This is a genomic window from Paenibacillus humicola, assembly GCF_028826105.1.
Classification (GTDB): domain Bacteria; phylum Bacillota; class Bacilli; order Paenibacillales; family Paenibacillaceae; genus Paenibacillus_Z; species Paenibacillus_Z humicola.
Genome location: NZ_JAQGPL010000001.1, coordinates 1,944,881 through 1,971,280, shown reverse-complemented (window position 1 = coordinate 1,971,280; position 26,400 = coordinate 1,944,881). Strand labels below are relative to the sequence as shown.

Annotated in this window: 19 protein-coding genes and 1 tRNA gene; 3 read left to right on the top strand and 17 right to left on the bottom strand. The window is 58.0% G+C overall.

Going from position 1 to position 26,400, the window contains the following annotated elements:
* Window positions 1–48 precede the first annotated feature (48 nt).
* The 6 genes from PD282_RS09140 to PD282_RS09115 all read right to left on the bottom strand — a co-directional run bounded on the left by PD282_RS09140 (window position 49) and on the right by PD282_RS09115 (window position 6,678).
* Window positions 49–135: transfer RNA gene (locus PD282_RS09140), tRNA-Leu, on the bottom strand.
* A gap of 72 nt (window positions 136–207) precedes the next feature.
* Window positions 208–1,170, bottom strand: coding sequence for an MraY family glycosyltransferase (locus PD282_RS09135; protein WP_274650286.1), 963 nt, complete (start codon window positions 1,168–1,170; stop codon window positions 208–210).
* A 202-nt stretch (window positions 1,171–1,372) separates the two neighbouring features.
* Window positions 1,373–2,047, bottom strand: coding sequence for a hypothetical protein (locus tag PD282_RS09130; protein WP_274650284.1), 675 nt, complete (start codon window positions 2,045–2,047; stop codon window positions 1,373–1,375).
* A gap of 267 nt (window positions 2,048–2,314) precedes the next feature.
* A complete protein-coding gene (locus PD282_RS09125) occupies window positions 2,315–3,766 on the bottom strand; it encodes a response regulator (RefSeq protein WP_274650282.1) in 1,452 nt (483 codons plus the stop codon).
* 17 nt (window positions 3,767–3,783) lie between these two features.
* Window positions 3,784–5,526, bottom strand: coding sequence for a sensor histidine kinase (locus tag PD282_RS09120; RefSeq protein ID WP_274650280.1), 1,743 nt, complete (start codon window positions 5,524–5,526; stop codon window positions 3,784–3,786).
* A 168-nt stretch (window positions 5,527–5,694) separates the two neighbouring features.
* Window positions 5,695–6,678, bottom strand: a complete 984-nt coding sequence (locus PD282_RS09115; RefSeq protein ID WP_274650278.1) for an aldo/keto reductase — start codon at window positions 6,676–6,678, stop codon at window positions 5,695–5,697.
* 560 nt (window positions 6,679–7,238) lie between these two features.
* Here PD282_RS09115 and PD282_RS09110 point away from each other — a divergent pair.
* The 3 genes from PD282_RS09110 to PD282_RS09100 all read left to right on the top strand — a co-directional run bounded on the left by PD282_RS09110 (window position 7,239) and on the right by PD282_RS09100 (window position 10,502).
* Complete coding sequence (locus PD282_RS09110) at window positions 7,239–8,621, top strand: extracellular solute-binding protein (protein ID WP_274650276.1); 1,383 nt, start codon at window positions 7,239–7,241, stop codon at window positions 8,619–8,621.
* Window positions 8,622–8,723: 102 nt separating this feature from the next.
* Window positions 8,724–9,617, top strand: coding sequence for a carbohydrate ABC transporter permease (locus tag PD282_RS09105; protein ID WP_274650274.1), 894 nt, complete (start codon window positions 8,724–8,726; stop codon window positions 9,615–9,617).
* Between the two features lie 3 nt (window positions 9,618–9,620).
* Window positions 9,621–10,502 carry a carbohydrate ABC transporter permease gene (locus PD282_RS09100; protein ID WP_274650272.1) on the top strand — a complete coding sequence of 294 codons (882 nt, stop codon included), beginning with the start codon at window positions 9,621–9,623 and terminating at the stop codon, window positions 10,500–10,502.
* 161 nt (window positions 10,503–10,663) lie between these two features.
* On the opposite strand, the gene PD282_RS09095 is transcribed toward PD282_RS09100, so the two are convergent.
* The 11 genes from PD282_RS09095 to PD282_RS09045 form a co-directional block, all read right to left on the bottom strand.
* Window positions 10,664–11,839 (bottom strand): enolase C-terminal domain-like protein, encoded by a 1,176-nt coding sequence (locus tag PD282_RS09095; RefSeq protein ID WP_274650270.1) that lies wholly within the window; start codon window positions 11,837–11,839, stop codon window positions 10,664–10,666.
* Window positions 11,840–11,861: 22 nt separating this feature from the next.
* Complete coding sequence (locus tag PD282_RS09090; protein ID WP_274650268.1) at window positions 11,862–14,372, bottom strand: glycoside hydrolase family 2 protein; 2,511 nt, start codon at window positions 14,370–14,372, stop codon at window positions 11,862–11,864.
* A 16-nt stretch (window positions 14,373–14,388) separates the two neighbouring features.
* Window positions 14,389–15,204, bottom strand: a complete 816-nt coding sequence (locus PD282_RS09085) for a carbohydrate ABC transporter permease (RefSeq protein WP_274650266.1) — start codon at window positions 15,202–15,204, stop codon at window positions 14,389–14,391.
* 1 nt (window position 15,205) lies between these two features.
* Window positions 15,206–16,102 (bottom strand): carbohydrate ABC transporter permease, encoded by an 897-nt coding sequence (locus PD282_RS09080; protein ID WP_274650264.1) that lies wholly within the window; start codon window positions 16,100–16,102, stop codon window positions 15,206–15,208.
* A gap of 169 nt (window positions 16,103–16,271) precedes the next feature.
* Window positions 16,272–17,627, bottom strand: coding sequence for an ABC transporter substrate-binding protein (locus PD282_RS09075; RefSeq protein WP_274650262.1), 1,356 nt, complete (start codon window positions 17,625–17,627; stop codon window positions 16,272–16,274).
* An 87-nt stretch (window positions 17,628–17,714) separates the two neighbouring features.
* The gene (locus PD282_RS09070) at window positions 17,715–19,469 is read right to left on the bottom strand and encodes a sensor histidine kinase (RefSeq protein ID WP_274650260.1); all 1,755 of its coding nucleotides are present in this window, start codon (window positions 19,467–19,469) and stop codon (window positions 17,715–17,717) included.
* A 43-nt stretch (window positions 19,470–19,512) separates the two neighbouring features.
* Window positions 19,513–21,051, bottom strand: a complete 1,539-nt coding sequence (locus PD282_RS09065) for a response regulator transcription factor (RefSeq protein ID WP_274650258.1) — start codon at window positions 21,049–21,051, stop codon at window positions 19,513–19,515.
* On the bottom strand, window positions 21,023–23,149 hold the full coding sequence (locus PD282_RS09060) for a beta-N-acetylhexosaminidase family protein (RefSeq protein ID WP_274650256.1): 2,127 nt from the start codon (window positions 23,147–23,149) through the stop codon (window positions 21,023–21,025). The genes PD282_RS09065 and PD282_RS09060 overlap by 29 nt, the downstream gene beginning before the upstream one ends.
* A 31-nt stretch (window positions 23,150–23,180) precedes the next feature.
* Window positions 23,181–24,182, bottom strand: a complete 1,002-nt coding sequence (locus tag PD282_RS09055) for a DUF4432 family protein (protein ID WP_274650255.1) — start codon at window positions 24,180–24,182, stop codon at window positions 23,181–23,183.
* A gap of 15 nt (window positions 24,183–24,197) precedes the next feature.
* The gene (locus PD282_RS09050) at window positions 24,198–25,205 is read right to left on the bottom strand and encodes an aldo/keto reductase (RefSeq protein ID WP_274650254.1); all 1,008 of its coding nucleotides are present in this window, start codon (window positions 25,203–25,205) and stop codon (window positions 24,198–24,200) included.
* Between the two features lie 56 nt (window positions 25,206–25,261).
* Window positions 25,262–26,143, bottom strand: a complete 882-nt coding sequence (locus PD282_RS09045) for an SMP-30/gluconolactonase/LRE family protein (RefSeq protein ID WP_274650253.1) — start codon at window positions 26,141–26,143, stop codon at window positions 25,262–25,264.
* Window positions 26,144–26,400 lie beyond the last annotated feature (257 nt).

Here is a 26,400-nt window from a genome sequence, read left to right as displayed (position 1 = left end):
AAAAACGAAAAGCCCTTCGGATTATCCGAAGGGCTTCAATGTCATATATGGTGCGGTCGAGAGGACTTGAACCTCCACGGCTATTACACCACTAGAACCTGAATCTAGCGCGTCTGCCAATTCCGCCACGACCGCATACCGCTTTTTACAGCGACAAGAAAGATAATAGCATGCTTGTCCTGCGAAGTCAAACTTTTTTCATCCGGATCATTTCCACTGCGCGAGCAGCAGCACGATCGAGAACAGCCCGAAGCACAGGTTCAGCAAATATAGAAACGATACGACCTGAACCGGCTTCATGCCGCTCGCCAGCAGCCGAAAATGCGCCTGCGAAGCATCCGCCTTGTAGATCGGCACGCCCTTCACCATGCGCTGGATGACGACGCGGATATTGTCCAATATCGGAACGCCGATCGCCAGAATGGGAATGAACAGCGAGAACAGCGTCGCCTGCTTGAAGGCGCCGTCGAGCGCCACTACGCCGAGCACGAAGCCGAGGAAGGTCGCTCCCGAATCGCCCATAAAGACTTTGGCCGGCGGCCGGTTGAAAATGAGATAGCCGAGCGATACGCCGACCGTCATGACCGCCATCATGGCGGAGCCCTGCTGTCCCATGACGAGCGCCACAACCAGCAGCGTTCCGCCGGAAATGGCGGACAAGCCGCCGGCAAGCCCGTCCATGCCGTCGGAGAAATTAATGACCGTCGTCACGCCGAAAATCCATAGAACGGTAAACGCAAACTGCATCCACTCGGGCAGCGTTATGTAAGCCCCGTTTAGCGGGTTCTGAAAGCCGGAAAAGACGACGCCGGATGCGTATACGAGCACGGCGGCCCCGACCTGCACGATCGTTTTGGGAAGCGCCGGAAATTCACGTCCGTTCGTTTTGTACCAGTCGTCGACGATGCCGATGAGCAGAATCAGCAGGCCTCCGCCGAGTATGGCCCCCGTTCTTTCCCACGATTCATGCAGGAACAGCAGAAACGTGACGGCAAAGCCGATATAGATCGCGATTCCCGCCGTCAGCGGGATCGGGTCGCGGTGAATTTTGCGTTGGTTGCCGGATTGCGGCTTGTCGACGAATCCGATGCGAAGCGCAAGCTTTTTGAACGGAGGAATAAGGCCGATGACAATACAGAATGACAGCGCGAACGCCAAAAGATAACTCATGGTTTTCTCCTTCCCGGCACTTGGTTTCCTTTCCACCAAATCGATTGTAAGCAAAAACCAATTGCAAAGTCAACGTCGAAACCGTGTCCGAAAAACGGCGCGTCCGCGGAATCCGCGCCCATCCGCGGCTTTTGGGGCATATTAAAAATTACTCACCTTGCGGCAGGTCCGCTGCCTTCCGTCAAATTTGGCCGATCGATGCTCAGCAGGAACCGATGGCATAAAAAATAAACCGGTCCCTGTTTTTGGCAACCGGTTTATGCGCTGAAGCGGCAAACGTTACTCCATTCGACCGTTCAAACGTCAACGGATGTGATACAAGCCGTAGACGTTGTCCATCGGCTCGTACCGGTCCGAAATATCCTCCATGCGGAACAGCCGCTGCACGCGCGGCGACATGCGGTCGTAGACGTCCTGCGGAATCGGCATGCGCCCGCTCGTCGCGTTCCAAGAGGCGCAGCTGCTCCTCGTTCACCTGCATCGCGTCGGGAATTTCGCGGCTGGCGATGGCAAGCATCACCTTCTGGTTGTACGGGTCGCCCTGGACGGCGCTCCATTCCCGCGTCAGCTTGATGTTCAGCGCATCCTCGTAAAACTTCGTCATGACGTTGTTTTCCACGGTTTGACCCGGCGGCAGACCGGAGTCGCCGGGCGGCAGCATTTGCGCGATGCTGACCGTCACGGGCTCCGGCTCCGGCGCATACGGATCTTCCGGTTTGGCGCCGGCGTCCGGCTTGGCTCCGCCGTCCGCGTCCGCGGCAGCTGTTCCGGCGCTTCCGTTTGCCGGCGCATTTGCGCCGCTGTCCGCCGCCTTGCTGCAGGCGGTTGCAAAAAGCAAAAGCAGCAGCAGCGCTCCGGCATACCATTTTCGGCTCATATCGATCCCTCCCTGTACGGATTGATGAAGCTGTGACCCATTATACGGCGGAATGCGGAGCGGCAGGGAGCGTCTTCCATCGCCCGCCGAGAGGAGAAACGTCTTCGGCTGAAGAGCGGCGATTCGTCGCAGCGGGCGAATTTCCACCTTTTCCCGGGCGATTGCACACCTCTTCTGCGCACCAGGTCCGTAGGCCGGCTGACTGTGTCCGGAGCGCGTTCAGTGCCGAGCCGCGCATTGAGATTACGCATGACGCTTCCGGTCCGTTCAACGGCTTGCATCGCGCGTCCGCCCGGCCTCCCGGCCGTGCCGTTTTCGCCGGATTTCGCTCGGAAGCACGCCGACCTTTTTGCGAAACACTTTGCTGAAATATTTCTCGTCGGGATACCCGCACCGCTCGGCAATCCGGTATATCGGCTCGTTCGTCTCGCAGAGCAGCTTCTTCGCGGCATCGATCCGCTCGTCGAGCATATATTCGTGAAACGTTTTGCCCGTAATGTTCTTGAAGCATTCGCTGAAGTAGCTGCGGCTGATATGAACGCGCTCCGCCACCTCCGTCAGTCTCAGGTCGAGCCCGATGTTCCGGTTGATATAATCGACCGCCCGCATCATGCCCGTCATCATGTCTTCGGAATAATGATGGCCAAGAAATGCGCTCCGGATCGCCTTCCTCGCCTTCTCCAGCACAATAGCCCAGTCGGCCCAGCTGCGTAAGGACGCCCCTTCGAGCAAAGCGGCGGGATCGAACGAAACGTACTTCTTCCACTGCATAAACACCTCGTAAAAGAAGCTTTCCAGCTTGTCGCACGCAGGCCGGAACGCCTCCAGCTCGGCCGTCAGCCGCCGGAACGCCGCCTCGTCGTAGGCCAGCTCCGGCGACAACCACCGCTCGCGCAGCAGGTAAAGCTCATGCTCGGTCGGCGGCTTCGCTTCCCGCTCGAGCGCGCCGAGATCGACGCTGTACACGCCGCGTCCCGGCCGGTATTCGTAGAAAAAGCCGTGCTTCATATACTCGGCCAGCAGCTTGCAAACCCGGTTCCGGTTGCTTTCGCAAATGCCGGATACCCGGACGGCCGCCCACCGGCTGGACATCCCCGCATGTTTGTTCCATTCCGAAAGCAGCTCATCTTCCTGTACCGGCGGCAGCTCCGGCAGCAGCCACACGCCGCGGCCGATTTCGCATAACGACCGCCGCTGCGCCGGTGCGAACAGGCCGCCCGGATAGTCCTCCTCCGGGCCCGTCGAAACAAGCAGCAGCGCCCGCTGCGCCCCGGCCGGAACAGGGCCGGAGACATCGGAACCGGCGGCTGCCGCTTCTCCGGAAACGCCACGCCCTGCCTGGCCTTCCGTCATCCTGCGCACGATCCGGCCCAAAATGTCGTGCATGTTGTCCTTCTCCAGCTCCACCTTGGCGATGTAATCGATAGCGCCGAGCCGAAGCGCCTCCTGCACGTATTCGAAATCCTGGTAAAACGTCAGCATGACAAGCCAAATGCCGGGATACCGCTTCTGCACCTCGCGCAGCAGGTCGATGCCCGACATGTTCGGCATGGCGATATCCGTCATGATGAGATCGACCGGATGGGTTTCCAGAAACTGGAGTGCTCTCAGGCCGTTCTCCGCCTCGCCTACAACCCTCAGCCCGAAGTCGTCCCACGGCATCAGGGAAACGATTCCTTTCCGCACCAGATGGTCGTCGTCTACTATCAGCACGTTCATTCTTGTTAACGCTCCTTTCATTCGAATGGAAAGAGGATCCGAATCGTTGTACCGAATCCGATTTCGCTGTCGATCCGGAAGTCGGCCCTGCCGCCGAACTGTACGTCGATCATACGGCGGACGTATCGGATCCCGATCCCTAAGCCCGCCTTGCCGCGCGGACTTCGCTCATCTCCATCCCGCTCGTCCGGCCCCAGCAGCAGCCGCTGCACCGCCTCCTCGTCCATGCCGGTTCCGTTATCCGTCACGCGGATGCCGATCCGCCCGTCCGTCTCCCGCCCGATCGTCACCTGAATGACGCCATCGTCCGCCATGCCGCCGTGGTACAGCGCGTTCTCGACGAGCGGCTGCAGGATGAAGCGCGGAATATGCGCGTCCCGCACGGCGGGGTCGGTATCGATCCGCACGTCGAACTTGAAATTATAACGGATCTGCTGCAGCGTAACGTAATTGGCGAGCGCCCCGAGCTCGTCCCCGATCGTGGCCGTTTTGCCTTTGCCGAGGTTGTAATAGAGCACCTTGTTCAGCGTGGAGACGAGCCGGTCGATTTCGTCGTGGCCTTCCATGCGCGCCAGCCAACGGATCGTATCGAGCGTGTTGTGGGTAAAATGGGGGTTGATCTGGTGCATCAGCTTTTCGACCTCGAGCGCTGCCTTTCGTTTCTCCTTCTCCTTCACTTCGTGCAGCAGCTCGCGAATGCGCATCCGCATGTCCTGAAACCGCAGCAGCAAAAAGTCGAATTCCTTCACGTCCGTAAACTTGAGCGGCGACAGAAAATGGCTGCGCGAAATGAGCGCGATTTCCCGGCTCAGGCTGCGCAGCGGGCGGTACACCGTCCGCCAGACGGCCCAGGCGAACAGCACGCTGACACCGAGGGAGGAGATCCCGAGGACAAAGAAGCGCAGCAGCCACTCATTGATTTCCCGGTTGTAGTCCGCCCGCGGAATTACGCTGACGATGCTCCAGCCCTGGCTGCTCGCGTCGGGAAACAAATAATCGCCGCTGCCGCTTCGCTGCGCCGCATACCGGCTGCCGACCGGGAACGACTCGGACCGGCTGTACGTGACGATGCCGTTGTGGTCGACGATCAGCAGGCTTGCGCCGTCGCCGAAGCCGCCGCCCCCTCCGTCGCCGCTGTCGCCGAAGATGCTCTGCACGCCTTCGGTTTCGATGTAAATATAAAGCGACTTATTGTCCAGCCCGGCCTCGCGCGCGATCGACAGCACCGGCTTGCCGTTCAGGCTGTTCAGCGAACCATGCGGCCCGTAATAAGCGAACCCAAGGGAGTCGCTGTAATCGTCGAATACCGGCAGACCGGCGAGATCGAGCCCGGAGGCCGGGCAATAGTTGGCGAACAGCACTTTCCGCTCCTGCGGCATATAGTAGCAGACCATGCCGAGGCTCGGATTGGAAAAGCTGATCAGATTCAGTTCGTCGACCACCTCGTCGCGCCTCAGCTTTTTCTCGTACAGATCGGTCGTCGCCAAATAAATGGACAGGTTCTGGCCGACGCTGCCGTCAAGGGACAGCTGCTGCGAGACGTATTTGAGATGGTTGAGCGACGTTTCGAGCGACTGCTTCGTCTGGCTCAAATTGCTGCGGATGCCGTCTTCGATCTTGTGCTCGAGCACGGAATAAATCGTATAATACGAGATCGTCCCGATTAGAGCGAGCGGGATGAGCGTGCTGGACAGCAGGACGGCAAACAGCTTGTTCCTTAAGGAACGCGGTCCTTTCAGAATCGATAAAAGCGTTTTCACAAGTTCGGTCACCTTCCTGACCAAATTGGAAAGCCCCTCCGGCGCCGGGAAGCCGAAACGCAGGCGCGGCTGCATCCAGGCTGCACCGGGATCACGGAGGCTCCGCGGTGCACGCCGCCGGAACGTCCGCCCCGGCCGGTGCGGCCGATTCTCCTTATCCGATTCCGATTACGTGACGGTCCGGCCTTTCGCCGCCGTGTATAACGTATACCATTCCTCGCGCGTCATAAGCTCCGCCTGCCGCACCGCGTCGCGGCAGCGGCCGATCCGCTCCGGATTCGCCGAGCCGATCACCGGCTGAATGAGAGCCGGATGGCGCATCAGCCAGCCGAGCACGATCGCTTCACCGGTCGTGCCTTTGCGCTCCGCCATCGCCGCCACCAGCTCGCGGGTGCGGACAACCGTCTCCGGCGCGTCGTCGAGCTTCCGCCCGGTATAAAGCCCTTTGGCAAGCGGCGACCACGCCTGAAGCTGTACGTTTTCCAGCATGCAGTGCTCGAGCAGCCCTTCCGGGAAGGCGACGCCGGCGGACGCCGGCTGATTGACCAGTACCCCTTGATCGACCCAGTCCGAACGGAGCAGGCTCATCTCCAGCTGATTCGCAACGAGCGGCTCGGGCAGCGCCTGCTGCAGCATTTTCATCTGCCCGGCGTTCATATTGGATACGCCGAAATACCGGACCTTGCCAGAGCGCTTCAGCGTTTCGAACGCTTCGGCAATTTCGTCCGGACGGGCAAGCGGATCGGGCCGATGCAGCAGGAGGATGTCGAGGTACTCCGTCCCCAGTCTGCGCAGACTGCCGTCCACCGAACGAAGAATATGGTCCTTCGAAAAATCGTACCGGTGCGGAGCCTCGCCGTCCGCAAACCGCATGCCGCATTTCGACTGAATCACGATCGTTTCACGCAGCCCCGAGCGCTTTCTGAGAACGCTTCCAAAAACGGCTTCGGCTTTCCCGCCAGAATAAATATCGGCATGATCGAACATCGTCATCCCGGCTTCCAGCGCCGCGTTTACGGCTTCCTCCGCTTTCCGAACATCTTCCGCCGTCAGCGGATCGACATTGTTGCTGCCGCCCAGCCCCGTCGTGCCGTAAACGATCCGGCTTGCCGTAATGCCCCGCCGCTTCAACGGAAACAGATTGTCATTCATCATTAGCCCCTCCGAATAAGATAATGGTCGATTTCACCCATTATAAACCGGCAGCGCACGTTGCCGTAACGTCACGATTGTCGCCAAAATGCGTTTACGAATGACCTCGGCGCCTGCAGCCGGCCGCGAATTTCGGACGAATACCCCTCTAATCGGCGGACGATTTTCCGCTGAAACATTGAAGTCAGCCGGCAGCCGCGAACAGTCGGCTCTTCATACCTGAAAATGAAATTACAATCAACATGGAATAGAAGGGTAACTGTGAAATTTTTGTTAAAAAATTGCATCCATTTGATGGCTGCTCCGGCATGTCATCCATCCCCCAAGAGCCGAAAAATCCGAGGAATCAAGCAGTGTTGACACGATTCAACAATTTCTTGACGAGGAAAATTTTAGAGACTAATATAAATAATGCGACTATATTGATTTTTCTGGTACGGCGATAATCAATGTAGCTACTTCCTCGTTCTGCTTCTTATGTACGCGCGTACATTCTGGAAAGGAGGTCGGCTCTTTTTTTTGAAGGCGCTTTATTAATAAAAAGGGGAGAAGCTCTCAATATGGAAAAGAACCTTAAGAAACCAAGCTTTTATCGCGTTCTTGTCCCTGCGTTATCGGGGATTTTGGCGATGTCGGCGATCCTGTCGGGCTGCGGCTCCGCCTCGCAATCGTCCCAGCCGGCTTCCGGATCCGACAGCACTTCCTCAAGCGGCGGCAAAACCGGAAGCGTTTCCAAATTAACGCTCTGGGACATCCAAACCCAAGACAGCCAGAAATTGATCGTGGACGAAACCGACAAATTCAACAAGGCGCACAGCGATATTCAAGTTACGCCGCAGTGGTTTCAGAACGATCCGTACAAGGATAAAATCCGGATCTCGCTCGGAGCGGGCAACCCGCCGGACATTTTCTACAACTGGGGCGGAGGGCCGCTTGCCGACTATGTCAAAGCGGGCGATGTCGTGGACTTGACGTCTTACTTGAATGCGGATTCGGCCTACAAGAACAAGTTCATCGATTCGGTATGGGGCCCGGCCACTGTGGACGGCAAAATCTACGGCGTGCCTACCGAAGGCAGCGCGGGCGAGCTGCTCTACTACAACAAAGCGCTGTTCAAGAAATATAATCTCGATCCGCCGACGACTTGGGACAACCTTTTGAAAGCGGTTAAAGTGCTGAAGGATAACGGAATCGCTCCGATTGCCCTGGAAGGCAAAAGCCAATGGCCGGAAATGATCTGGGTGCAGTATTTGACCGCACGCCTCGGCGGCACACAGGTATTCGACAAAATCGCCAAGGGCGAGCCGGGCTCCTGGTCCGATCCGGCCATCCTGAAAGCGCTGCAATACTGCCAGCAATTGGTCGATATGGGCGCGTTCCAGACCGGCTACACGTCCCTCGACGCGGACAAGAACGAATCCGAGCCGCTGATCGTCACGGGCAAGGCGGGCATGATCGCCCAAGGCTCCTGGGTTTACAGCAATTTTCAGACCAACTACCCGGACTTCGTCAAGAGCGGCGATCTCGGCTACACGGCGTTCCCGACGATCGATCCGCAGTACGGCGATATTGCCGTGGGAGCGCCGAGCAGCTACTACTCGATCTCTTCCAAATCGAAAAATCCGGAAGCGGCGATGACGTATTTGAAAGAGGTAAGCCTGAACGATGACGAAGTAACGGCGTATATCAACAAATTGGGAGCGATTCCCCCGGTCAAAAACATCGACGACCAATTAAAAGCGTCTCCAACCGCCGATTTCCAAATCTGGCTTCACGGCATCATCGCGAAGGCTCCGACCGTTCAGCTGTATTGGGACCAATACTTGTCGGCCACCTTGGCCAAGCAGCTGCTTGACAATATTTCAAAGGTCTTCATCAAGCAGGAAACGCCGCAGCAATTAGTGGACAATATGAACAAAAATATGGCCGCGGCGCCAAAATAAGCTCGGTTACCCTGCATTGACGCTCATGCCGGTCGCGCGAATCGGATTGCGTACGGCTCGCGCGGCCGGTTGTTCAGTTCGACGAGAGGCTGGTGTAGAAAATTGCTTTTCAAACGCCTGAATTTGAAGCTGTTCCTATTGCTTGTGCCAGCGCTTGTGTTCTTCTTCGCCTTCATCATTTATCCGGTGTTCGACGCCGTATACACGAGCTTCTTCCAATCCGATGGTCTTTCCAAGCCGGTTTGGGTCGGATTTGCAAACTGGACCAGCGAGCTGAGCTCGCCAACCATCTATCACGCCTTGGGTCTGACCCTGCTTGTCATGGTCCTCAGCTGGGCCGTCCAAACGCCCCTGAGTCTTGTCATCGGACTGTTCCTGTCCCGGGAAAGCCGGTTCACGACCGTCCTGAGCATCTTTTATTTCACCCCGCTGCTGTTCTCCGCGGCGGCGCTCGGCATTGCCTGGAGCTACATTCTCAATCCGAACTTCGGTCTGGTGCAGGCCGTCATTACCAATATTCTGCACTTGCATTACGTAGCGGACCTGCTCGGGAACACGCATGCCGTCCTGTTCACGCTGATCGTCATTATCGCCTGGGAGTTCATTCCTTTCCATACGCTGCTTTATCAATCCGGGGCAAGGGCCATACCCGTCTCGCTGTACGAAGCGGCCCAGCTGGACGGCGTCACGAGCTGGACGCGGCTGTGGCACATTACGATTCCCCAGCTGAAAAATACGATCGTCACGTCCTCGGTCATCATGCTGACCGGATCGCTCACCTATTTCGACATCATCTTCGTGCTGACGAACGGCGGTCCGGGCGACTCCTCCGACGTGATCGCGCTGGAAATGTATAAAACGGCATTTCAGCAATATCAGTTCGGCCCCGGCTCGACGATCGCGGTGACGATGACGGTGTTCGGCCTGCTGCTGTCGCTCGTTTTGGTGAAAACAACGGGCTTCTCCAGAATGGAAAGCCAGATGGAAGGTGCTTGAATCATGAACCAACCCGCAGCCGTTCAAGCGATGCCGCGCCCCGCACAAGCAGGGAAAGCCGGCTTCCGGATCAGTACCGTCGTCAAAGTGCTGCTGTCCCTGGCGTGGTGGTTGTTCACGTTTTACCCGATCTTTTATATTTTGTTTACAAGCTTTCACGGACAAGAAGGGTTTCTGGTCGACAGCGTCTGGCTGCCGCCCGCCCACCCGACCTTCCAGAACTACATCGATGTGATGCATTCCGGATTCGTCCGTTATTTCGCCAACAGCCTGATCGTATCGGTCGTCAGCGTCGTCTGCATCGTCGTGTTCTCGCTCACGGCCAGCTATGTGCTCGTCAAAGTGACGACCGCGGCGACCAAGTTTATTTTCAACCTGATCCTGACGGCGCTCGCCATTCCGCTGCAAGCGCTGATTATCCCGGTCTACTCGATGATCTATCATGGCGGCATGTACGATACGTATTGGGGGCTCATCCTGCCCTCCATTGCGTTCGGACTTCCGCTCACCATTCTCATCATGGTCAATTTTGTGCGCGATATCCCTGCCGCGCTTTACGATGCGATGGTCATCGACGGCGTGGGCGAATACGGGCTGCTCATCCGGCTGATCGTCCCGCTGACGGTTCCGGCGCTGTTTGCCGTCGGCATTTATCAATTCATCGGCGTATGGAACAACTTTCTGTTCCCGCTCGTGCTGACGCAATCCGAAAACATGAGGCTGCTGCCGCTTGCGGTCGTGTCCTTCGTCGGCGAGCACTCCGTCGATATTCCGGCGATCATGGCGGCGGTCGTCCTGTCCGCGCTGCCGCTCATATTGGGCTACATTTTCTCGAGGCGCTACCTGCTGATGGCCATGTCGTCGGGGCTTGGAGCCAGCAAGTAGGAAACGAATGCCGGGACTTGCCACCAAGCCAGCGCCTCCTTAAGGGCGATACAAGCTTCATCCCTTAAATCTAAAACGAGATCCTAGCGATGAAATACATTCCGAATGGGAAAAAGCCGGTCGGCAGCCGATCGGCTTTTTCTCGTTCGTATATTGGATGGTTACCCATATATCGTTTTGCTTTCGATCGCCCCTTCGTCAAGCTCGATTCCGAGACCCGGCTTTTCCGGCAGCGGCAGGAAGCCGCCGGCAGGCACGAGCTTGTTCTTATGAAAATGGTTCTGCTGCCGCTGGTACCGGATCAAGTATTCCAGATACGGGCAGACGGATGGCGGAAGCGCTGCGATGACGTGCAAATTCGGCATTGCCGTGCAGCCGTGCGGAATGAATTTTACGTCGTACGTTTCCGCGAGGACGGCGATTTTGCGCAGCTCCGTGATGCCTCCGGTCCAGTCGGGGTCCGGCTGGGCGTAATCGAGCGCGCCGGCGTCAAAGTACGGCTTGAACTCCTTTCGCGTATACAGGTGCTCGCCGGCCGCAAGCGGCAGAGCGCCTCGCGCGCGAAGCGTCTTGTAGCCGTCCAGCTGCGCCGGCTTAAGCGGCTCCTCCAGCCAGAGCGGGCGCAGCTCGCGCAGCCGGTCCATCATGTCCAGCGCATAAGGGACATCCCACCCCATCCAGCAGTCGAGCATGAAGTCGCCCGATTCGCCGAGCGCTTCCCGAACCTCCCGCGCCATGCGGAGGTTCGCCGTTCTGCCTTCGCCTCCGGCGGAAGGGCCGTGGCGGAAAAACCATTTCTGCGCCGCAAAGCCTTCCTCGGCGAGCCGCTTGGCCTGCTTTCCGGCCTCGCCGGGCGCAAGCGAAAAGCCGAGCGTGCTGGCATAGACGGGAATTTCCGTGCGCGTCGGCCCGCCGAGCAGCCGGTAGACGGGCGCGCCGAAATATTTGCCCCGCAGGTCCCACAGCGCGTTGTCGATCGCGCTCAGCGCCATCATGAAATAACCGGTGTGGGCGTGCCGGCCGACGCTCATCTGATCCCACAGCCGCTCGATATCGAGCGGATTTTGGCCGACCAGAAACGGTTTGATGGTGCGGACCATGATATGGGCCTGCTCCTCGTAAACGATCGGACCGTACAGGCCGTCGATCCCTTCGTCCGTCCGGACGACGACGTAATGCCGGTCCACCGGCAGCCGGCTGCCGTCCGGCACAGAAGGCTGGTCCCGCTTCGCATAATCCGGATAGAAGTCCAGCGGATTCGCGGAGCGTTCTTCGTGCGCCCATTCCGCGTCGATCGAGCCATGCAATGCCCACACTTCGACGTCGGTTATTTTCAAGGTTATCCCTCCTTCAACACCTTCAAACTCCGTACTCGACCGTGCTGGCGTAAGGCGAATAATACGGCTTGGCCGTAATCGTACCTTTCGCGTGCCGGCCCAAAATGTTCACCCGCTTCGTTTCGCCAGGCAGCAGATCGAAATAATTGTCCTCGAACAGCCAGCCGAACTCGTCCCCGTCTTCGCTAACGCCGCCGAGCTCGATGCACCGGGCGAACTTGTCCGTCGTCACGATCAGCGCTTCGCCGTCCGTCTCCAACGTCAGCTTCGCTTCGGGAAAATGCAGATGCTTCTCGATATCGACAAAATCGTTCGTCCGGGCGAGCCGTTCGCCGTTCTCGCCGGTCAAATACGCGTACAGGACATACTGGCGGGAAAATTGCTTGAATTCGTTCAGGTCGCAGATCAGCTCCGATTCCCCGGGCGCTGCGTATACCTGCCTTGCCGTCTCGGCGGCGAAACGGTTCGCCTCCGGGTCGAACAGCTTGATATGAACGGTTCCTTTCACATCCCGGATGCCGTCGTTGACGATCCACAAATAAATGAAATCGCCGACGTCAAAGGAGAGCAGCACCGGCTCGTACGCCCGCTTCACGGCATAATAAGGAATGTACGGCTCCCCGTAATAATCGATCATCGAGCCGTAAATGACCGGCCATGAATCGTTCCAACGGCAGACGAAATGCCCTTTGCAGATCCGCTCGCCTTCGGGGCTCGCGGAAGGCTTGCCCCTGCGGTTGTTTTCGATAATTTTGCGCAAATAAAGCCCGTGCGCAGCGCCGAATTTATACACGGCCGATTCCAGATCGTCCGAATCGTAGAACTGCTCGATCGGCGGAATTTTCCGCCAGCCGAACGTCGTCGTTTTCTCCGTCCACGTATCGGGCCACGGGTACTTGTCCTTCTTCGTAATCAGGCCGGAATAGCCTTCGGGCCACGCCCGTTCCCTCCCGCCCATATAACGGAGGAAGCTCTTCTCCGCCGGCGGAGAGGTGCGGATTTCCTCCGCGATCAGAACCGGGTAATCGGCGCCCGGCACGTACCAGGTGTTCGTATAGCTGTGGGTGTCCCCTTCCAGCGGATCGTTGCAGTAGGCGCCTCCCCACGGCGAATTGATATGATAATAACGGTCCGGGTCGAGCGTTTCGCAAATCCGCTTATAATCCTCGAGAAAAATTTCCCCGCCGATGTAAGGCACGCCGGGCAGCTCGAACTCCGCGCCCATGAAACACTCGTTGCCGCCGCACCAGAACAGGAGGGACGGATGGTGCTTCAGCCGCTTCACCTGATATTCCGCTTCCTTCCGGCACAGGTCCCGGTATTCGTCCGTATCGGGATACATGCCGTAATCGTGAAAAAATTCCTGCCAGACAAGAATGCCCCGCCGGTCCGTCTCCTCGTAAAACCGGTCGTCGTACCGGTCGCTCCCGCCCCAGATGCGCTGTGCGTTCATGTTGCCGTTCTCCAGCAAATCGAGAAGCCGGTTCGATTTCTCGTTGTCCCAGCGATGCGTGATGCCGGTAAGCGGCGCGGACTGGGCGCCCCATAATTTTACGCGCCGCCCGTTGATGACGAAGTCGAGCGGCTTCTCCATGACGACGTCGCGGAAGCCAACCCGCTTCGTCTCTCGGTCCTTGACTTCGCCGCCGGCCAGTACGGTCACGGTCACCTCGTACAGCGGCTGTCCGCCGTAGCCGCGCGGCCACCACAGCTCGGGAGCGTCGACGGTCAGCTCGCAGCGGTGCTGCCAGCTTCCCCCGGAGCCAGGATCGATTCGTCCGGCGTATTCCGCGGCCAGCCGCCCGTCCGGCCCGCGGACCTCGAGCTTCAGGACGCTCCCCTCCGCATACCCGCTGCCGAAAACGGTCGTCTGCACCTTCCCCTGCCGGTATCCTTCGGTCAGCCCGATCCGGAGATCGGTCTCGGCGATTTCCGTCTCGTCGACGAGCTCGAGCTGCACGCTGTCGTACACGCCAACGCGCGTGAAATACGGCTTGGCGCTCAAGTACGGGGCGAAATCATGCTCGTGCTTGCGCAGCAGGCGGCTGCGCCTGATTTTCCCCTCCCATTCGGACGGCAGCTCCAGCTGCCTGATATACGCATGCGCCGAGCGAAAATGAAGGACAAGCTCGTTAACCGCCCGCAGCCGGCCGGTCACCTCGGTCCGAAGCGGCACAAACATGTCGTTGTGGCGGGCGACGAGCTCTCCGTTCACATAGACGTCGGCCAGCGTATCCAGTCCTTTGAAATGGAGATATGCCCTCACGCCCGGTCCGGCAGGGCCGTCAAACGCGAATGTGCGCCTGTAAATCCAGTCCTGCTCGGCAACCCACTGGCACGCCTGCGTCTTGCCCCACTCCGCCGGATCTTCGATTATCCCTTCGCGCAGCAATACTTCGTGCACCTGGGCGGGAACGGCCGTATCGAGCCAGCCGTCCGCGCCGGCCAGCCGTCCGTCTGCGGCGCTTAAAGCCTCGAAAGGCTCGAAGCCCTTCAGCTTCCAGCCTTCGTCCAACTGTACGATCGTTTTCATCTACCGGCTCCTTCCGTTATCCTTTGATACTTCCGCCGACGAGCCCCCGGATCAGATGCTTCGAGCCGAAGCCGAACAAAATGAGAATCGGAATCGTCGCAATGGCCAGCGCCAGGATGCGGGCGGAATAGTCCGTCCGGTATTCGCTCCCGAGCGTCGAGATCGCCAGCGGAATCGTATACAGCGACTCTTTGTTGATCAGGACCAGCGGCGTCAAATAGTTGTTCCACGACCAGAGGAAAAACAGCAGGAACAGCGTAATGACCGCCGGCCGGATGACCGGCACCACGATCCGGAAAAAGATGCCGAGGTCGGAGCAGCCGTCCAGCCTGCCGCTCTCGATGATTTCATTCGGAACGGACCCGGAAATATACTGGGTCATCCAGAACACGCCGAAGGCGTTAGCCAGCCCGCCGATAATGAGCGGGTAGAGCGTGTTGGCCAGCCCGAGCGTGCGCATCTCGACGACGAAGCCGATCAGGCCGAGCTGGGCCGGTATCATGAGCGTTCCCAATATAAAGTAATAAAGTGTTTTCTTTCCTTTGAAATTGTATTTCGCGAAAGCGAAGCCTGTCAAGGCGCTGATGAACACCGCCCCGAACGTATTCAGCACCGAGACGTAAAGGCTGTTCCAATAGAAGAGGAAAAAATTTTGCTCCATGATCGATTTGAAATTTTGAATCAAATAATTGCCCGGCAGCAGCTTCAGGCCGGTATACAAATCCTCGCTGACGTACGTGCCCATGACGATCATCATGTAGAACGGAATGAGCGCAAGCAGGGACAGCACGGCCACAAACAAATAGACCGGCACCTTCACGATCGTATTCATGTCAGGCCTCCTCCCCGCGGTTCATCACTTTGAGCGACAGGAACGAAAAGATCGCGATGATGATGAAGAGGCTGTACGCGATCGCCGAACCGTAGCCGAACTGGAAGTTCTGGAACGCCACCTCGTAATAGCGGATGACGACCGTCATGGCGGCGTGATCGGGGCCCCCGATCGGCTGCGAAGCCGTCTGGAACAGGAGCTGGGGCTCGTCGAACAGCTTGAAGCCGTTGATGATGCTCGTAATGACGACGAAGATCATGATCGGCTTCAGCATCGGCAGCGTAATATAGAAGAACGAATGGATCCATTTCGCGCCGTCGATTTTGGCCGACTCGTACAGCTCCTCGGGAATCGTCGACAGACCCGACAGAAACAGCACCATTTTATACCCGTAGCTGACCCAGGCGGCGATGATGATGACGACGATTCGCGCGGGCGTAGCCGTACCGAGCCAGTTGACGGCATGCCCCCCGAGCTTCTCCACGATCAGGTTGACGGTTCCCGTTTTCCAGTCGAACATAATCTGGAAGATGATCCCGATCGCGACCGGCGTCGTAATATACGGGAAGAAATTGATCAGCTGGAACACCGATCTCGACTTGCCGAAGAAATCCTTCAGAAATACGGCCAGCAAAAGCCCAAACACGATCTCCAGCGGAATCGTGATGACGATGATGAGCATCGTATTCAGGATCGACTTGTAAAACAGCGGGTCCTTCGTGAAAATTTGAATGTAGTTTTTGAACCCGACGAACGTTTTTGTCGTGATGCCGTCCCAGGACGTGAAGCTGAGCGTCAGCGAGAACAGGATCGGAAACAGGCTGAACAGCAGGTAGAGCAGAAAATACGGCGTAATCAGCGCGTAGGGCACCAGCTTTTTACTATTCCAATGCATCATCTTCACCTTCTTACGAATAGGTTAAAACCGGATGTAACGGGTAAACGCCGTCTATAGCAGGGAATAATCTTCTCCCCTATGGTCTCAAGCCATTACGTTTATCTTCCTTCAGATTGAAAAAAGAGGGAGCTAGTCGGCAAGACCAAACTCCCTCTCCTGCTCCGGCTTGTTATTTCTCGATATCCGGCTGCTTGGTCATAATATCGTTTTCCATCTTGCTGACCAGGTCGGCGACGGCGACGTTGCCGTTATCCGACGCGTTGATCGTCTGGATCGCGACATTCATCGCATCGTCGATATCCTGATCGTATTTGCTCGGCAGGCGGACCGACTTGATGTTCGGGAAAATTTCGGTCTCAAACGCTTTCATGACGTCCTGTCCGGCGAAATACTCGTCTTTATGCGAGTAGAAATTCGGAATGTCGTACACCGGCTTGTAAGGCGAGAAGTTGCCTTTCTGATCGCGCGCGAGCTCCGAGCCCTTCTGGGTCATGAAGAAGAAGTTGATCAAAGCGGCCGCGCCTTCTTTGTTTTTGGCTTTCGCCGGAACGCCCTGCACCGTGCCGCCGTAAGGGAACGGTCCGCCCGGCGGAATCATGAAGCCCCAGCGGCCGATGCCGTTTTTGTCGTTGGCTTTGATGGTGAAGTCGACGGACCAGTTGGCGCACGGATAGAAAATGTGCGTTTCGTCCGTGTACGACGTGCCTTCGGCCGGCGACGCGGAATCGATCGTATCGATGATGCCCGCCTGCTTCATTTCCACCAGCTTTTGCAAAATCGGCGCCACGCCCTGGTCGAAGTTCAGCTTGTTGCCATTGATGAACGGCGTCGACGACTGGCCTTTCAGGAACTGATACGCGTCGCCGAGGCTGGCGAACATGTATACGCTTCCATTCGATTTCTGTTTAACTTCTTTGCCTTTTTCGATGAAGGTATCCCAATCGGTAAATATTTTTTGCAGCGCGGCCGGATCGTCCGTGCCGAAATATTTTTTGGTCAGCGCCCGCTTGTACGCCATACCTGCGACGGAAGGCGCTTCGGGACCGACATAGACGCCGCTCTCCGTCGTTTCCAGCGGAATCAGGTAATCGAGCACCTGCGATTTGTCGAGATTATAAGGCGGCTTCGACAGGTCCTCCCAAATGTTCAGCGACAGCAGCTTGCCGCGGTACGTCTGCTCCAGCCAGGCGATATCGGGCAAATCGGCCCCGGACGCCAGCGCGGTCTGCAGCTTTTGCGCCATGTCCTTAGCCTGGACCGAGGTCAGCACGACGTTGTACTGCGGATACAGCTTCGTAAATTCCTCGTAGTACTTTTTGCGGCTGTCCGATACGTCCCATAACCAGATGTTGATATCCGTCTTTTTACCGGTCGCCTTCGTGTCGTTCGCCGAGCCCTGGTTCGTCTGCCCGCCTCCGTTGTCGGCGGCCGGCTTGCCCCCGCCGCCGGCGCACGACGCCAAAAGCGCAGCGGACATGACCCCGGCCAGCAGCAGCGAAAATCCCCTTTTCATACGAGCTTTCATTCCAGCTCCTCCTCTTTTTATCGTCTGCCTGCACCTTGAATGTACCATCCGCAGGAGCGCGAAAGCATGGTTCAAAATTAGGATCCGTTATACATTTTTAGGGTCGTGCTCAAGGAGCATGAGCGGCAGCGAGAAGCTGACGCGCGTGCCTTCGTTTTCGGCGCTTTCGATCTGAAGCGCGCCGGCTTCGCCGAACAGCAGCCGCAGCCGGTTGTTGGCGTTCAGCAGCCCGATATGGCTCGTATTCTCGTCGACGGACGGCGAAGCCAGCTGCGCCTGAAGCTTCTCCAGCGTCTCCGGCGCGATACCGATGCCGTTGTCCGCCACGCTGACGCGGAGCAGCTGCGCGTCCTCCGAAATGCCGATCCTCACCCAGCCTTTCCGCAGGGCGGGCAGAAGACCGTGAAAGATGCTGTTCTCGACCAGCGGGTACAGGATCATTTTCGGAATTTTATACGCTTTGCACGATTCCTCGACCTGCCAGATCACCTCGACCGAATCGTTATAGCGGTATTTGAGAATAAGGCTGTAATCGTTGATATAACGGATCTCGTCGCTGATCGACGCGAGCATGCCGGGATGATTGTAAAGCGTCGACTGCATGAAGGAGATAAACGCCTTCGTCAGCCGGACGATATCCGGCGCGTTCGCCTTCCGGGCGAGGTACATGATCGCGTTCAAGGTGTTCGCTATAAAATGCGGGTTGATCTGCAGCATAAACATTTTCAGCCCGAGCTCGCGTTCCTTCTTCTCCCGTTCGACGGACTCGTCGATCAAATTTTTAATATCCTTGACCATCCGGTTGAAGACCTGGGCCGCTTCCTCGATTTCGTCCCCGCTCTTCACCTCGATATGCGTCTGAAATTCCCCTTTGCCCACCTGCCTCATGCCGCGGACCAGCTTCAGGAGCGGCTTCGTCACATTGGCGGCGACGGGGTAAATGATGATCCACATAAACAGCAGGCAGATGAGAAAAATATACACCATCGTATAGTTGAAATAGGTGATGTTCGCATTGATTTTTCGTTTGGAAATCGTACCGGTTATTTTCCAGTTCGTTGACGGTATCGTTTCGGACAGGTAATATTGGCCCGACTTTAATACGGCGTTTTGCGACTGCGCAGCGCCATTCAAAATTTCGCCGGGGACAGGGGAGGCTTTCCGGTCGGGGGCGTAAATCAGCTGGTTCGATTGATTGTACGCGGCGATCGCGATGCCAAGCGACGGGTCGACCAGCATCGGTTTAATAAGCGCGTTATAATCCAGATGAATCAGGAGCTTGCCCAGATACACGTTCGGAGACGGATTTTGCTTATCGTAGATATTGATGACGTAGGTCATTACATAAAGACTGGACGTGTTCGACGGCGCAACCACGACATGCGGCATGGATACTCCGTTAAACGTATTGTTATTGCGGAAAGGGTCGAACCAGCTTTCATTCAGCTGGCTGTAATAGACGCCGCTCAGCAGCAGCGGTTTGTTGTGCGGGTCGATAACGCTCATATCGACGATAATGTTGTCGCGCAGAAAGCCGTATTCCTTCAGCAGGGAATTGATCTGCCAAAGCGATGAGAAATAATCGTAGCCCTTCGAGACGGTCGCCCGCTTCAGCAGCGTCTGCAGCTGGTCGTTGACAATGATGCCCTTCGCGTAGGTAATCGTATCGTCGAGCGTATACGAGATCTGCTGGGCGATTTTCTCGACGATAGCCTGATTGTCCCGGATCGTCTGCCTGCTCAGAATGGGGTTGACGAACAAATACATCGATACGGCCATCAATACGACCGACAGCGTCACGGCGAGAAATACGAGCGTCACGATTTTCGTCTTGATTCGCATAGTACCGATCGCCTTGTCATCCCTTTCCGTCTAAGTTGTATGGTTAACGATCGCCGGGATTTTTGCCCGTTATCCGCTTATAGGTTTTGCAGAAGTACTGCACCGTCTGGTAGCCGACCATCGCGCCGACCTCGTGCACCTTGTATTTACCCGTTTCCAGCAGCTCGCGGGCGCGTTCGATCCGGTACCTCGCGATATAGGCGACGAAGGAAACGCCGACTTCCTTTTTGAACAGCTGGCTTGTATAAATCAGGCTGAGCCCCAGCCGGTCGGCGACTTCGTTCAGGGAGATGTCCCGCTGATAGTTGACATGAATATATTGCAGCACGTCCCGGATTTTGCGGCTGTATTTGCTGCTCGATTCCTCCGCCAGCTGCCGGACGATGTCCGCAAACCATTCGGAGATACCGAAGACGTTGTCCAGCTCGTAAATTTCCGCAAGCTTCTCGATCGGATCGATCACCGGCTGCTGCGGCGGCCGCCGCGCGTTGACGATGCGGACGAGCTCGAACACGCACTTGCGCACAAAAGCCGGATCCTGCAGCGCCACGAGACGGCGCGTAAACAGCTCTTCGATTTTTTTGACGGCGACGTCGTATTCCTCCGCTTGAAGGCTGTCGCGTATTTCAGCGAGCAGCCGGTCCGCGGCGCCGTATTCGCCGTCCGGAACGCCGATTTTCCGCACATCGGTCAGAATGCAGCTGCTTTTGCTGAACATCCGGAGCGCATAGATTTGCTTCGTTGTCCGGAGCGATTTTCCGATATCGCGGGCATGCTCGAACGCCGGCCCGATCGCAATGGATACCGTGCAGCCGTATACCTCCGAAATGCGCTGCTGCAGATGGCGGGCAAACGACCAGCAAAATTCGTACCTTTTTTTCTCGCTGAACGATTCGGGCACGCGGACGAACACGGCTGCCTCGCGGCCGTTCAAATCCGCCGCTTCGGCATCGACGCCCTTGAACAGGCGGGTATACAGGAAATCGATAAACTCGCTGCGCTCCACCCCTTCGCCTTCCGGCACTGCTTGCCCCTGCTGCCCTTGCGACTGCACACGGTCGAAACCCAGAATAAACATGCCCGTCCGTCCCTGCCAGGGAAACGGACGGCCGAGACCCGGAGAAGCGTCGTCCGGATGCGCCGCAACCCGCTTCAGGAACATCCGGAGATGTTCCTTGCGGGCCAAATATTCGGCGCTTTCTTCCTCTTCGATCTGCTGCCTCGCCTTGTTCAGCTCCTGCACCAGCACGGCGCCGTCCAGCTCGTGCTTCAGCACGTAGGAATGAATGCCAAGCTTGATCGCTTCCCGCGCAAAATCGAAATCGCCGAATGCGGTGAGCAAAATGACCTTTTTGTGCTTCTGCCGGTCCAGAATGGTGGACGTCATTTCGAGCCCGCCGAGCCCCGGCATCTTAATATCCGAAATGATGATGTCCGGGTTCCGTTCCTCGAAGAGCTGCAAGCCTTCGCGGCCGTTCCGCGCTTCGGCGATCAGCGAGAAGCCGTGATTTTCCCAGTCGATCAAATGTTTGATTTCATCCCGGACGATGTCCTCATCCTCGACGATCATCACCTTCAACATGCTCCATCGCCCCTTTTCCGTTCACAAAATCGATATCCGCCGCAACCTGCGGCCGAAACAATTCCCACGTAAAAGGCGTTGCGCCCAGGTGCAGCAGCGGCTGCTCCCGGTAATGCTCCTTCGTCACCGCGACAAGCCGCTCCCAGTGGCCGGCGGCATGCTCCGTGCCGATCCATTCGGCGGCCTTCCGCAGCTCCGCGGCGTCGCCGGTCCGCTCATAGCGCGCGCAGCAGACGCCGGCCCGCAGCTTGGCGGCAAAATAAAGCCCCAGACTCGCCCATGCCTCAATATCCGCTTTCTCGCATTCCAGTGCGGACCGTTCGGGCGAATCGATCTCCTTCAGCAGCTCAAGTCCCCGCTTCGCATCCGCTTCCAGCCGGTCCGCCAGCGCGAGCGGCGTGACGCGGCCTTCCATATCGTCCCCGCGCGCCTCGCGTTCCGCAAACTCCCGGAGCGGCAGATAGGCCGGATCGAACGTTCGGCTCTCGAGCATGTCCTCAAGCGAAATGAACGCCTCGGCGGGAGAATCGCATTTCGAATTGTCGCTCGAAATGAAGCCTTCCGCATATAAAGTAAAGTCCCACGTAAACGCGAAAAACGAAGCGAGCGCCATCGGCATGCCGCAGACGGACGAATAGGCGCGGAGCAGCGGTCCGCCCGCCTGCTTGCCGTACCGGCGGCCGATCGCCTGCTCGAAGACGGCATCCGGCGTCTCCGGATCGTAAAGCAGCCTGCCCCACAGCATATAATACAGCCAGTTTTTCTCGTACGCGTATTCCCATTCCATATGAGGATGGTCCTTCACATGGGAATAGTCGTCGGCCGGAACGAAGCATTCGGAGCCGACGTAATAGCCGCCGACGTAATCGTGTCCGTTCGCCGCGATATGGGCCCTGACGAAATCCAGCTGCGCCCAGCGCAGCGTGAAGAAATCCTCGTTGCGCACCATCCAGGTGATTTTGTAGTTCGACGGCTGCGGATTCCAGTAGCCCTCCATGCCGGCCGAGCCGCCGTGCGTCAGCATCAGCTCGGGCGAGGAATAAGCATGGGACCAGTTGAATTTTACCTCGACCCAAACCGGCTCCGGCAGGCCGCTCCGCTCGATCGAATCCCGCGTAATGTGCGGATCGACGGAAAACGGCGCGCGGTGAATGAATTTGACGGGCCGGCCCGCCCGCTTCATGCCTTCGTAATAAACGTCCTCAATCCACGTCTGCCGGTCCTGCGGAGTCATATCGTGCATGCGCTCCCCGAGCGACGTGCCGATTCCGGTCAAATCGGGGTATTCATCGATCATCTGTGTGACGCATTCGCGGGTGTACCGTTTGATCTCGTCCGTGGAATACGAGTCGCCGAAATAATGCTCCAGGTCGCTGACGGCATCGCCGTCGTAATGCTCCTTAAAGGCGTCCGAGACGAAGATGTTCCAGTTGACCATATACGTCTCGATGCCCCGCTCCTTCGCCATCCGGAACAGCGACGTCCAATACGTCCTCCATACCGCCAGCTCATCGTCCGTGAGCGGACAAGCTTTGGGAAAGTTCTTCGGCCTGAACATGTACGGGAACGGGTGAAGGTTCCACAGCGTCAGCGCATTGTAACGGTTTTCCGCCATCATGTCGAGGAAGCCGCGCCAGAAGCCGAGATCGCGGACGGCCTGATGCTGAAGGTCGAAGGCGCCGCCCATGCGGTAGCTCGACCACGGCAGATTGAATTTGAGCGCGCGAAACGGGAACCGCGCATTCGCCGTGAAGCCTTCGATCCCGTCAAGGCTTCCGTTCGCCTCGATCCGTTCGGCAAGCTCGAACACGCCGTACATGGCCCCGGTTTCGTCCGGTGCCAGCACATATACGGCCGGTACGCCCTGCCGGTCTCCCGTGCGAATTTCGAAGCCTTCGGCGCGGACATTCGGATCCGGCGTCAGCCCGAGCAGAGCCGCTTCCTCCGCGCCGCTCGCGATCATGACGGACACGGACGCCGGACTGTCCGGCACCCCATATTCCCACGTCTCGCCGATGCCGGCGAGCGCCTCGTGCAGCCGGCCGAGCGCAAGCCCCAGCCTCGTCTTGTCGTTCGAAACGGAAATGGCAACCGCCATGGTACAGCCCTTCTTTCCTGATGGATTCCGGTCAAGCCGGATCACGATTCGTTTCGAATAGCTCGCACGAATACCTGGTTTCGAATTGCCCGCCCGGCTGCAGCTCCAGATACGTGCCGTGCGCGAGCGAATCGTCCAGCGAAGCGAAGGCGTCGTTGGACGGTTCGACGGCCACCGTATAGATGCCCGGTCCGATGCTGCTCCAGTAGCGGATGTAGGGAAAAGCGTCGAGCTGCCAGCGCAGCTGAACGCCAAGCCCCTTCCGGCGGTTCACCAGCCGCGCCCAGGGCTCGCCGGCGTTTTTCAGCACGAGAAACAGCTGATCGCTCGCGGTTCGCGGCAGCACCTTCCGGATGTCGCGCGGCGCGCCGCCGTGCAGCGTAATCCGGTCGATCGGCTCCTCGAAGGCGGCCGGATCGCTTCCCTGCGCCGCAGCGTACTGCCGGGGGTGAAAGGCGATGCAGCCCTCGGGCACTTCAACGTCGACGGTCTCGTCCAGAAACGTTCCGCCGAACGCGGGATGCTGGGTCCATGTGAACGAAGCGGCGGCATCGCCCCTGTTCCGGATCCGCTGCGTGATATGCAGCGTCGATTCGCCCTTTTGAAGCGTAAACGTCTTTTCGACATCGAGCGGGACTTCCGGCAGCTGCACGAAGCAGCGTACCGATACCGTGTCTTCCGTGTTTGACGTCACTTCATAAGCCCACGGCAGCGTGGCGGCGATACCGCCGTTATCCTGGGTAATTTCGATGCCGCCGTACCTGGCGCGGTGCGGAAGACAATCCTGCCAGCCGCCAACGTAAATCTCGGAATACATACGCAGCCGCCGTTCCGCAAGGTCTCGGCCGCGAAAGCCGTCCAGCCCCGGTCCTGTCTTCAGCAGTACGTCCATCTGCAGCGGCTTGTAGATCAACTCGTAGATATCGGCCCCTTTACCGGCCAAAATACTTATTTGCAGCAGCCCGTTTTCCAAAACGAGCCTATCGAGTCCGGCAGCCGTCGTTTCGCGTATCGTGCATGGCGAATGTTTCATCGGTTCGAAGCCGCCTTACTGCTGCGGAAACAGATTCGTCTCGCGCGGCGTCGGGAAAATTTCGTCCAGCCGCTTCAGCGTCGGCTCGTCCAGCTCGATCTCGACCGCCTTCAGGCAGTCCTCGAGCTCCTCGACCGTACACGGCCCGATGATCGGGGCGGTGACTGCCGGCTGGGCGAGCAGCCAGGCCAGCGCGACATGCGATTCCTTATGGCCCAGCTCGCGGCACAGGGCGGAATACTGCTCTATCTGCGTCCGGTGCGTTTCAAGCAGCCTCCGCGCATGGCCGGCGAGCCGCTCGGGAATGGGACGGGACATGTCGATCGCAAGCAGCCCCCGCGCAAGCGGACTGAAAATGATGACGCCGATGCCAAGGTCCTTGGCCGTCGGAATCGTATCGTTCTCGGCAAAGCGGTTGATCAGGTTATAGCCGTGCTGCTCGGAAATGAGTCCCATAAAATGACGTTCTTTGGCGCTTGATTGCGCTTTCAACAAATCCCGGCCGGCAAAATTGGACGATCCGATATAATCGACTCGTCCCGAACGGACGAGGCCCTCGAACGCTTCCCAAAGCTCTTCCCACAGCACGTTGCGGTCCACATGGTGCATCTGGTACAGCTCGATATGGTCGGTCTGCAGCCGCCGCAGCGAAGCTTCGAAATGGCGGCGGATTTTATACAGCGACAGCCCTTGCGGCTTGTTCGGCCCGTCGATCGTATCGTCGTCGAACATCCGCCCGACCTTCGTGCCGAGCACGACCCGCTCGCGGCGGTTGCCGCCTTTGGCGAACCAGCGCCCGATAATCTCCTCGGTAATGCCGCGCTGGCCAAGGTCGCCGTAAACGTTGGCCGTATCGAAAAAGTTGATGCCCGCATCCAGCGCGGCGTCCATAATGCGGTGCGCCTCCTGCTCCGTCACGCTGCCGTATTCGCCCGGCCGCTTGATCGAGCTGCCGAATGCCGCCGTACCCAGGCACAAGCGGCTGACCCGCATGCCCGACCGTCCCAAATAACCGTATTTCATTGTCCATTCCTCCCGATTCGATTGAAAATGTATTGCCGCAAAATGAAAGCGTTCTCTTATGCGGCCCCGCAAACCTCGAGCCTCACACAATACAGGGAAGTCGATGCCGTGATGTAAAGGATATCCCGTCGGTCCGAACCAGGGCTTCCGCCGAAGCATAGGTTTGCCGCCACCTCCGGCAGCTCGATCCGGCCCAGCGGCTCTCCCGATGGCGCGATGATCCAAATCCCGCCCGGACCGGTGACGTATACGTTGCCGCGTTCGTCCGTCTTCATGCCGTCTGCGGCGCCGGGCCCGGTATTTGTGTCGAGCTCCGCAAACAGGCGCCCGCCGCTCACGCTTCCGTCCGGCGCAACGTCGTACACCTTGATATGCTGCTTGTTCGTGTCGTTGACGTACAGCAGCGTTTCGTCCGGCGAAAAAGCGAGCCCGTTCGGGCGTTCGAATTCGTCCGTCAGCAGCTCGACCTCACCAGTGGCAAAGTCGCAGCGGAATACGCCGTTATAGTTCAAATCACGCGGGCCTCCCAGCATGGCGCTGTACGGATCGGAGAAATAAAGCGAGCCGTCCCTTTTGACGATGACGTCGTTCGTGTTGTTGAGCCGGTCTCCATTATAATGCGTCGCCAGCGGTGTCACCGATCCGTCCGGCTCGATGCGGGAAATCCGCCGCTCCAGCGATTCGCAAAGGATAAGCCGGCCTTCCGCGTCCATCGCCATGCCGACCGCACGGCCGCTCTTCTCCTTGAAAAGACGCGCCCCTTCCGCTTCGCTCCAGACGTGGATGCGCTGATTCGGAAAATCCGTAAAAAACAGCCGGCTCGTCCGCGGACACCAGACGGGACCTTCCGCAAACGAATAGCCGGTCGCGAGCTTCCGGATTTCCCGGCCTTCGGGAACGATGCCGTCCAGCCCGGCGGAATAACGGATGATGTTCATTCGCCGATTCTCCTTTCAAAATGGACACGCGTACATAATGTGATCTTACACCCGCATCCGCGTAAGTTCAATAAAAGAGGCTCACTAAATTGTACCATTCGCCGCCCGCCCGGCTGCTGTAACGAATTTAATATCCGTTACACTTTTTTATGGTCGCCGATTCCCCGCCCTTTCGGAGAAAAAAAAGAAAACGCAGCCCGGTACTCGGTCTGCGCCGAGCGTATGCCTGGCCGCGATTTCCTCGCCGCTCCTATTAG

Bases quoted from the DNA above. Each gene is read 5' to 3' on its own strand.
- PD282_RS09065 (WP_274650258.1), bottom strand. From the start codon at position 21,051: ATGTTGAAGGTGATGATCGTCGAGGATGAGGACATCGTCCGGGATGAA.
- PD282_RS09060 (WP_274650256.1), bottom strand. From the start codon at position 23,149: ATGGCGGTTGCCATTTCCGTTTCGAACGACAAGACGAGGCTGGGGCTT.
- PD282_RS09125 (WP_274650282.1), bottom strand. From the start codon at position 3,766: ATGAACGTGCTGATAGTAGACGACGACCATCTGGTGCGGAAAGGAATC.
- PD282_RS09085 (WP_274650266.1), bottom strand. From the start codon at position 15,204: ATGAATACGATCGTGAAGGTGCCGGTCTATTTGTTTGTGGCCGTGCTG.
- PD282_RS09055 (WP_274650255.1), bottom strand. From the start codon at position 24,182: ATGAAACATTCGCCATGCACGATACGCGAAACGACGGCTGCCGGACTC.
- PD282_RS09100 (WP_274650272.1), top strand. From the start codon at position 9,621: ATGAACCAACCCGCAGCCGTTCAAGCGATGCCGCGCCCCGCACAAGCA.
- PD282_RS09070 (WP_274650260.1), bottom strand. From the start codon at position 19,469: ATGCGAATCAAGACGAAAATCGTGACGCTCGTATTTCTCGCCGTGACG.
- PD282_RS09115 (WP_274650278.1), bottom strand. From the start codon at position 6,678: ATGAATGACAATCTGTTTCCGTTGAAGCGGCGGGGCATTACGGCAAGC.
- PD282_RS09130 (WP_274650284.1), bottom strand. From the start codon at position 2,047: ATGAGCCGAAAATGGTATGCCGGAGCGCTGCTGCTGCTTTTGCTTTTT.
- PD282_RS09080 (WP_274650264.1), bottom strand. From the start codon at position 16,102: ATGATGCATTGGAATAGTAAAAAGCTGGTGCCCTACGCGCTGATTACG.
- PD282_RS09090 (WP_274650268.1), bottom strand. From the start codon at position 14,372: ATGAAAACGATCGTACAGTTGGACGAAGGCTGGAAGCTGAAGGGCTTC.
- PD282_RS09050 (WP_274650254.1), bottom strand. From the start codon at position 25,205: ATGAAATACGGTTATTTGGGACGGTCGGGCATGCGGGTCAGCCGCTTG.
- PD282_RS09110 (WP_274650276.1), top strand. From the start codon at position 7,239: ATGGAAAAGAACCTTAAGAAACCAAGCTTTTATCGCGTTCTTGTCCCT.
- PD282_RS09045 (WP_274650253.1), bottom strand. From the start codon at position 26,143: ATGAACATCATCCGTTATTCCGCCGGGCTGGACGGCATCGTTCCCGAA.
- PD282_RS09135 (WP_274650286.1), bottom strand. From the start codon at position 1,170: ATGAGTTATCTTTTGGCGTTCGCGCTGTCATTCTGTATTGTCATCGGC.
- PD282_RS09075 (WP_274650262.1), bottom strand. From the start codon at position 17,627: ATGAAAGCTCGTATGAAAAGGGGATTTTCGCTGCTGCTGGCCGGGGTC.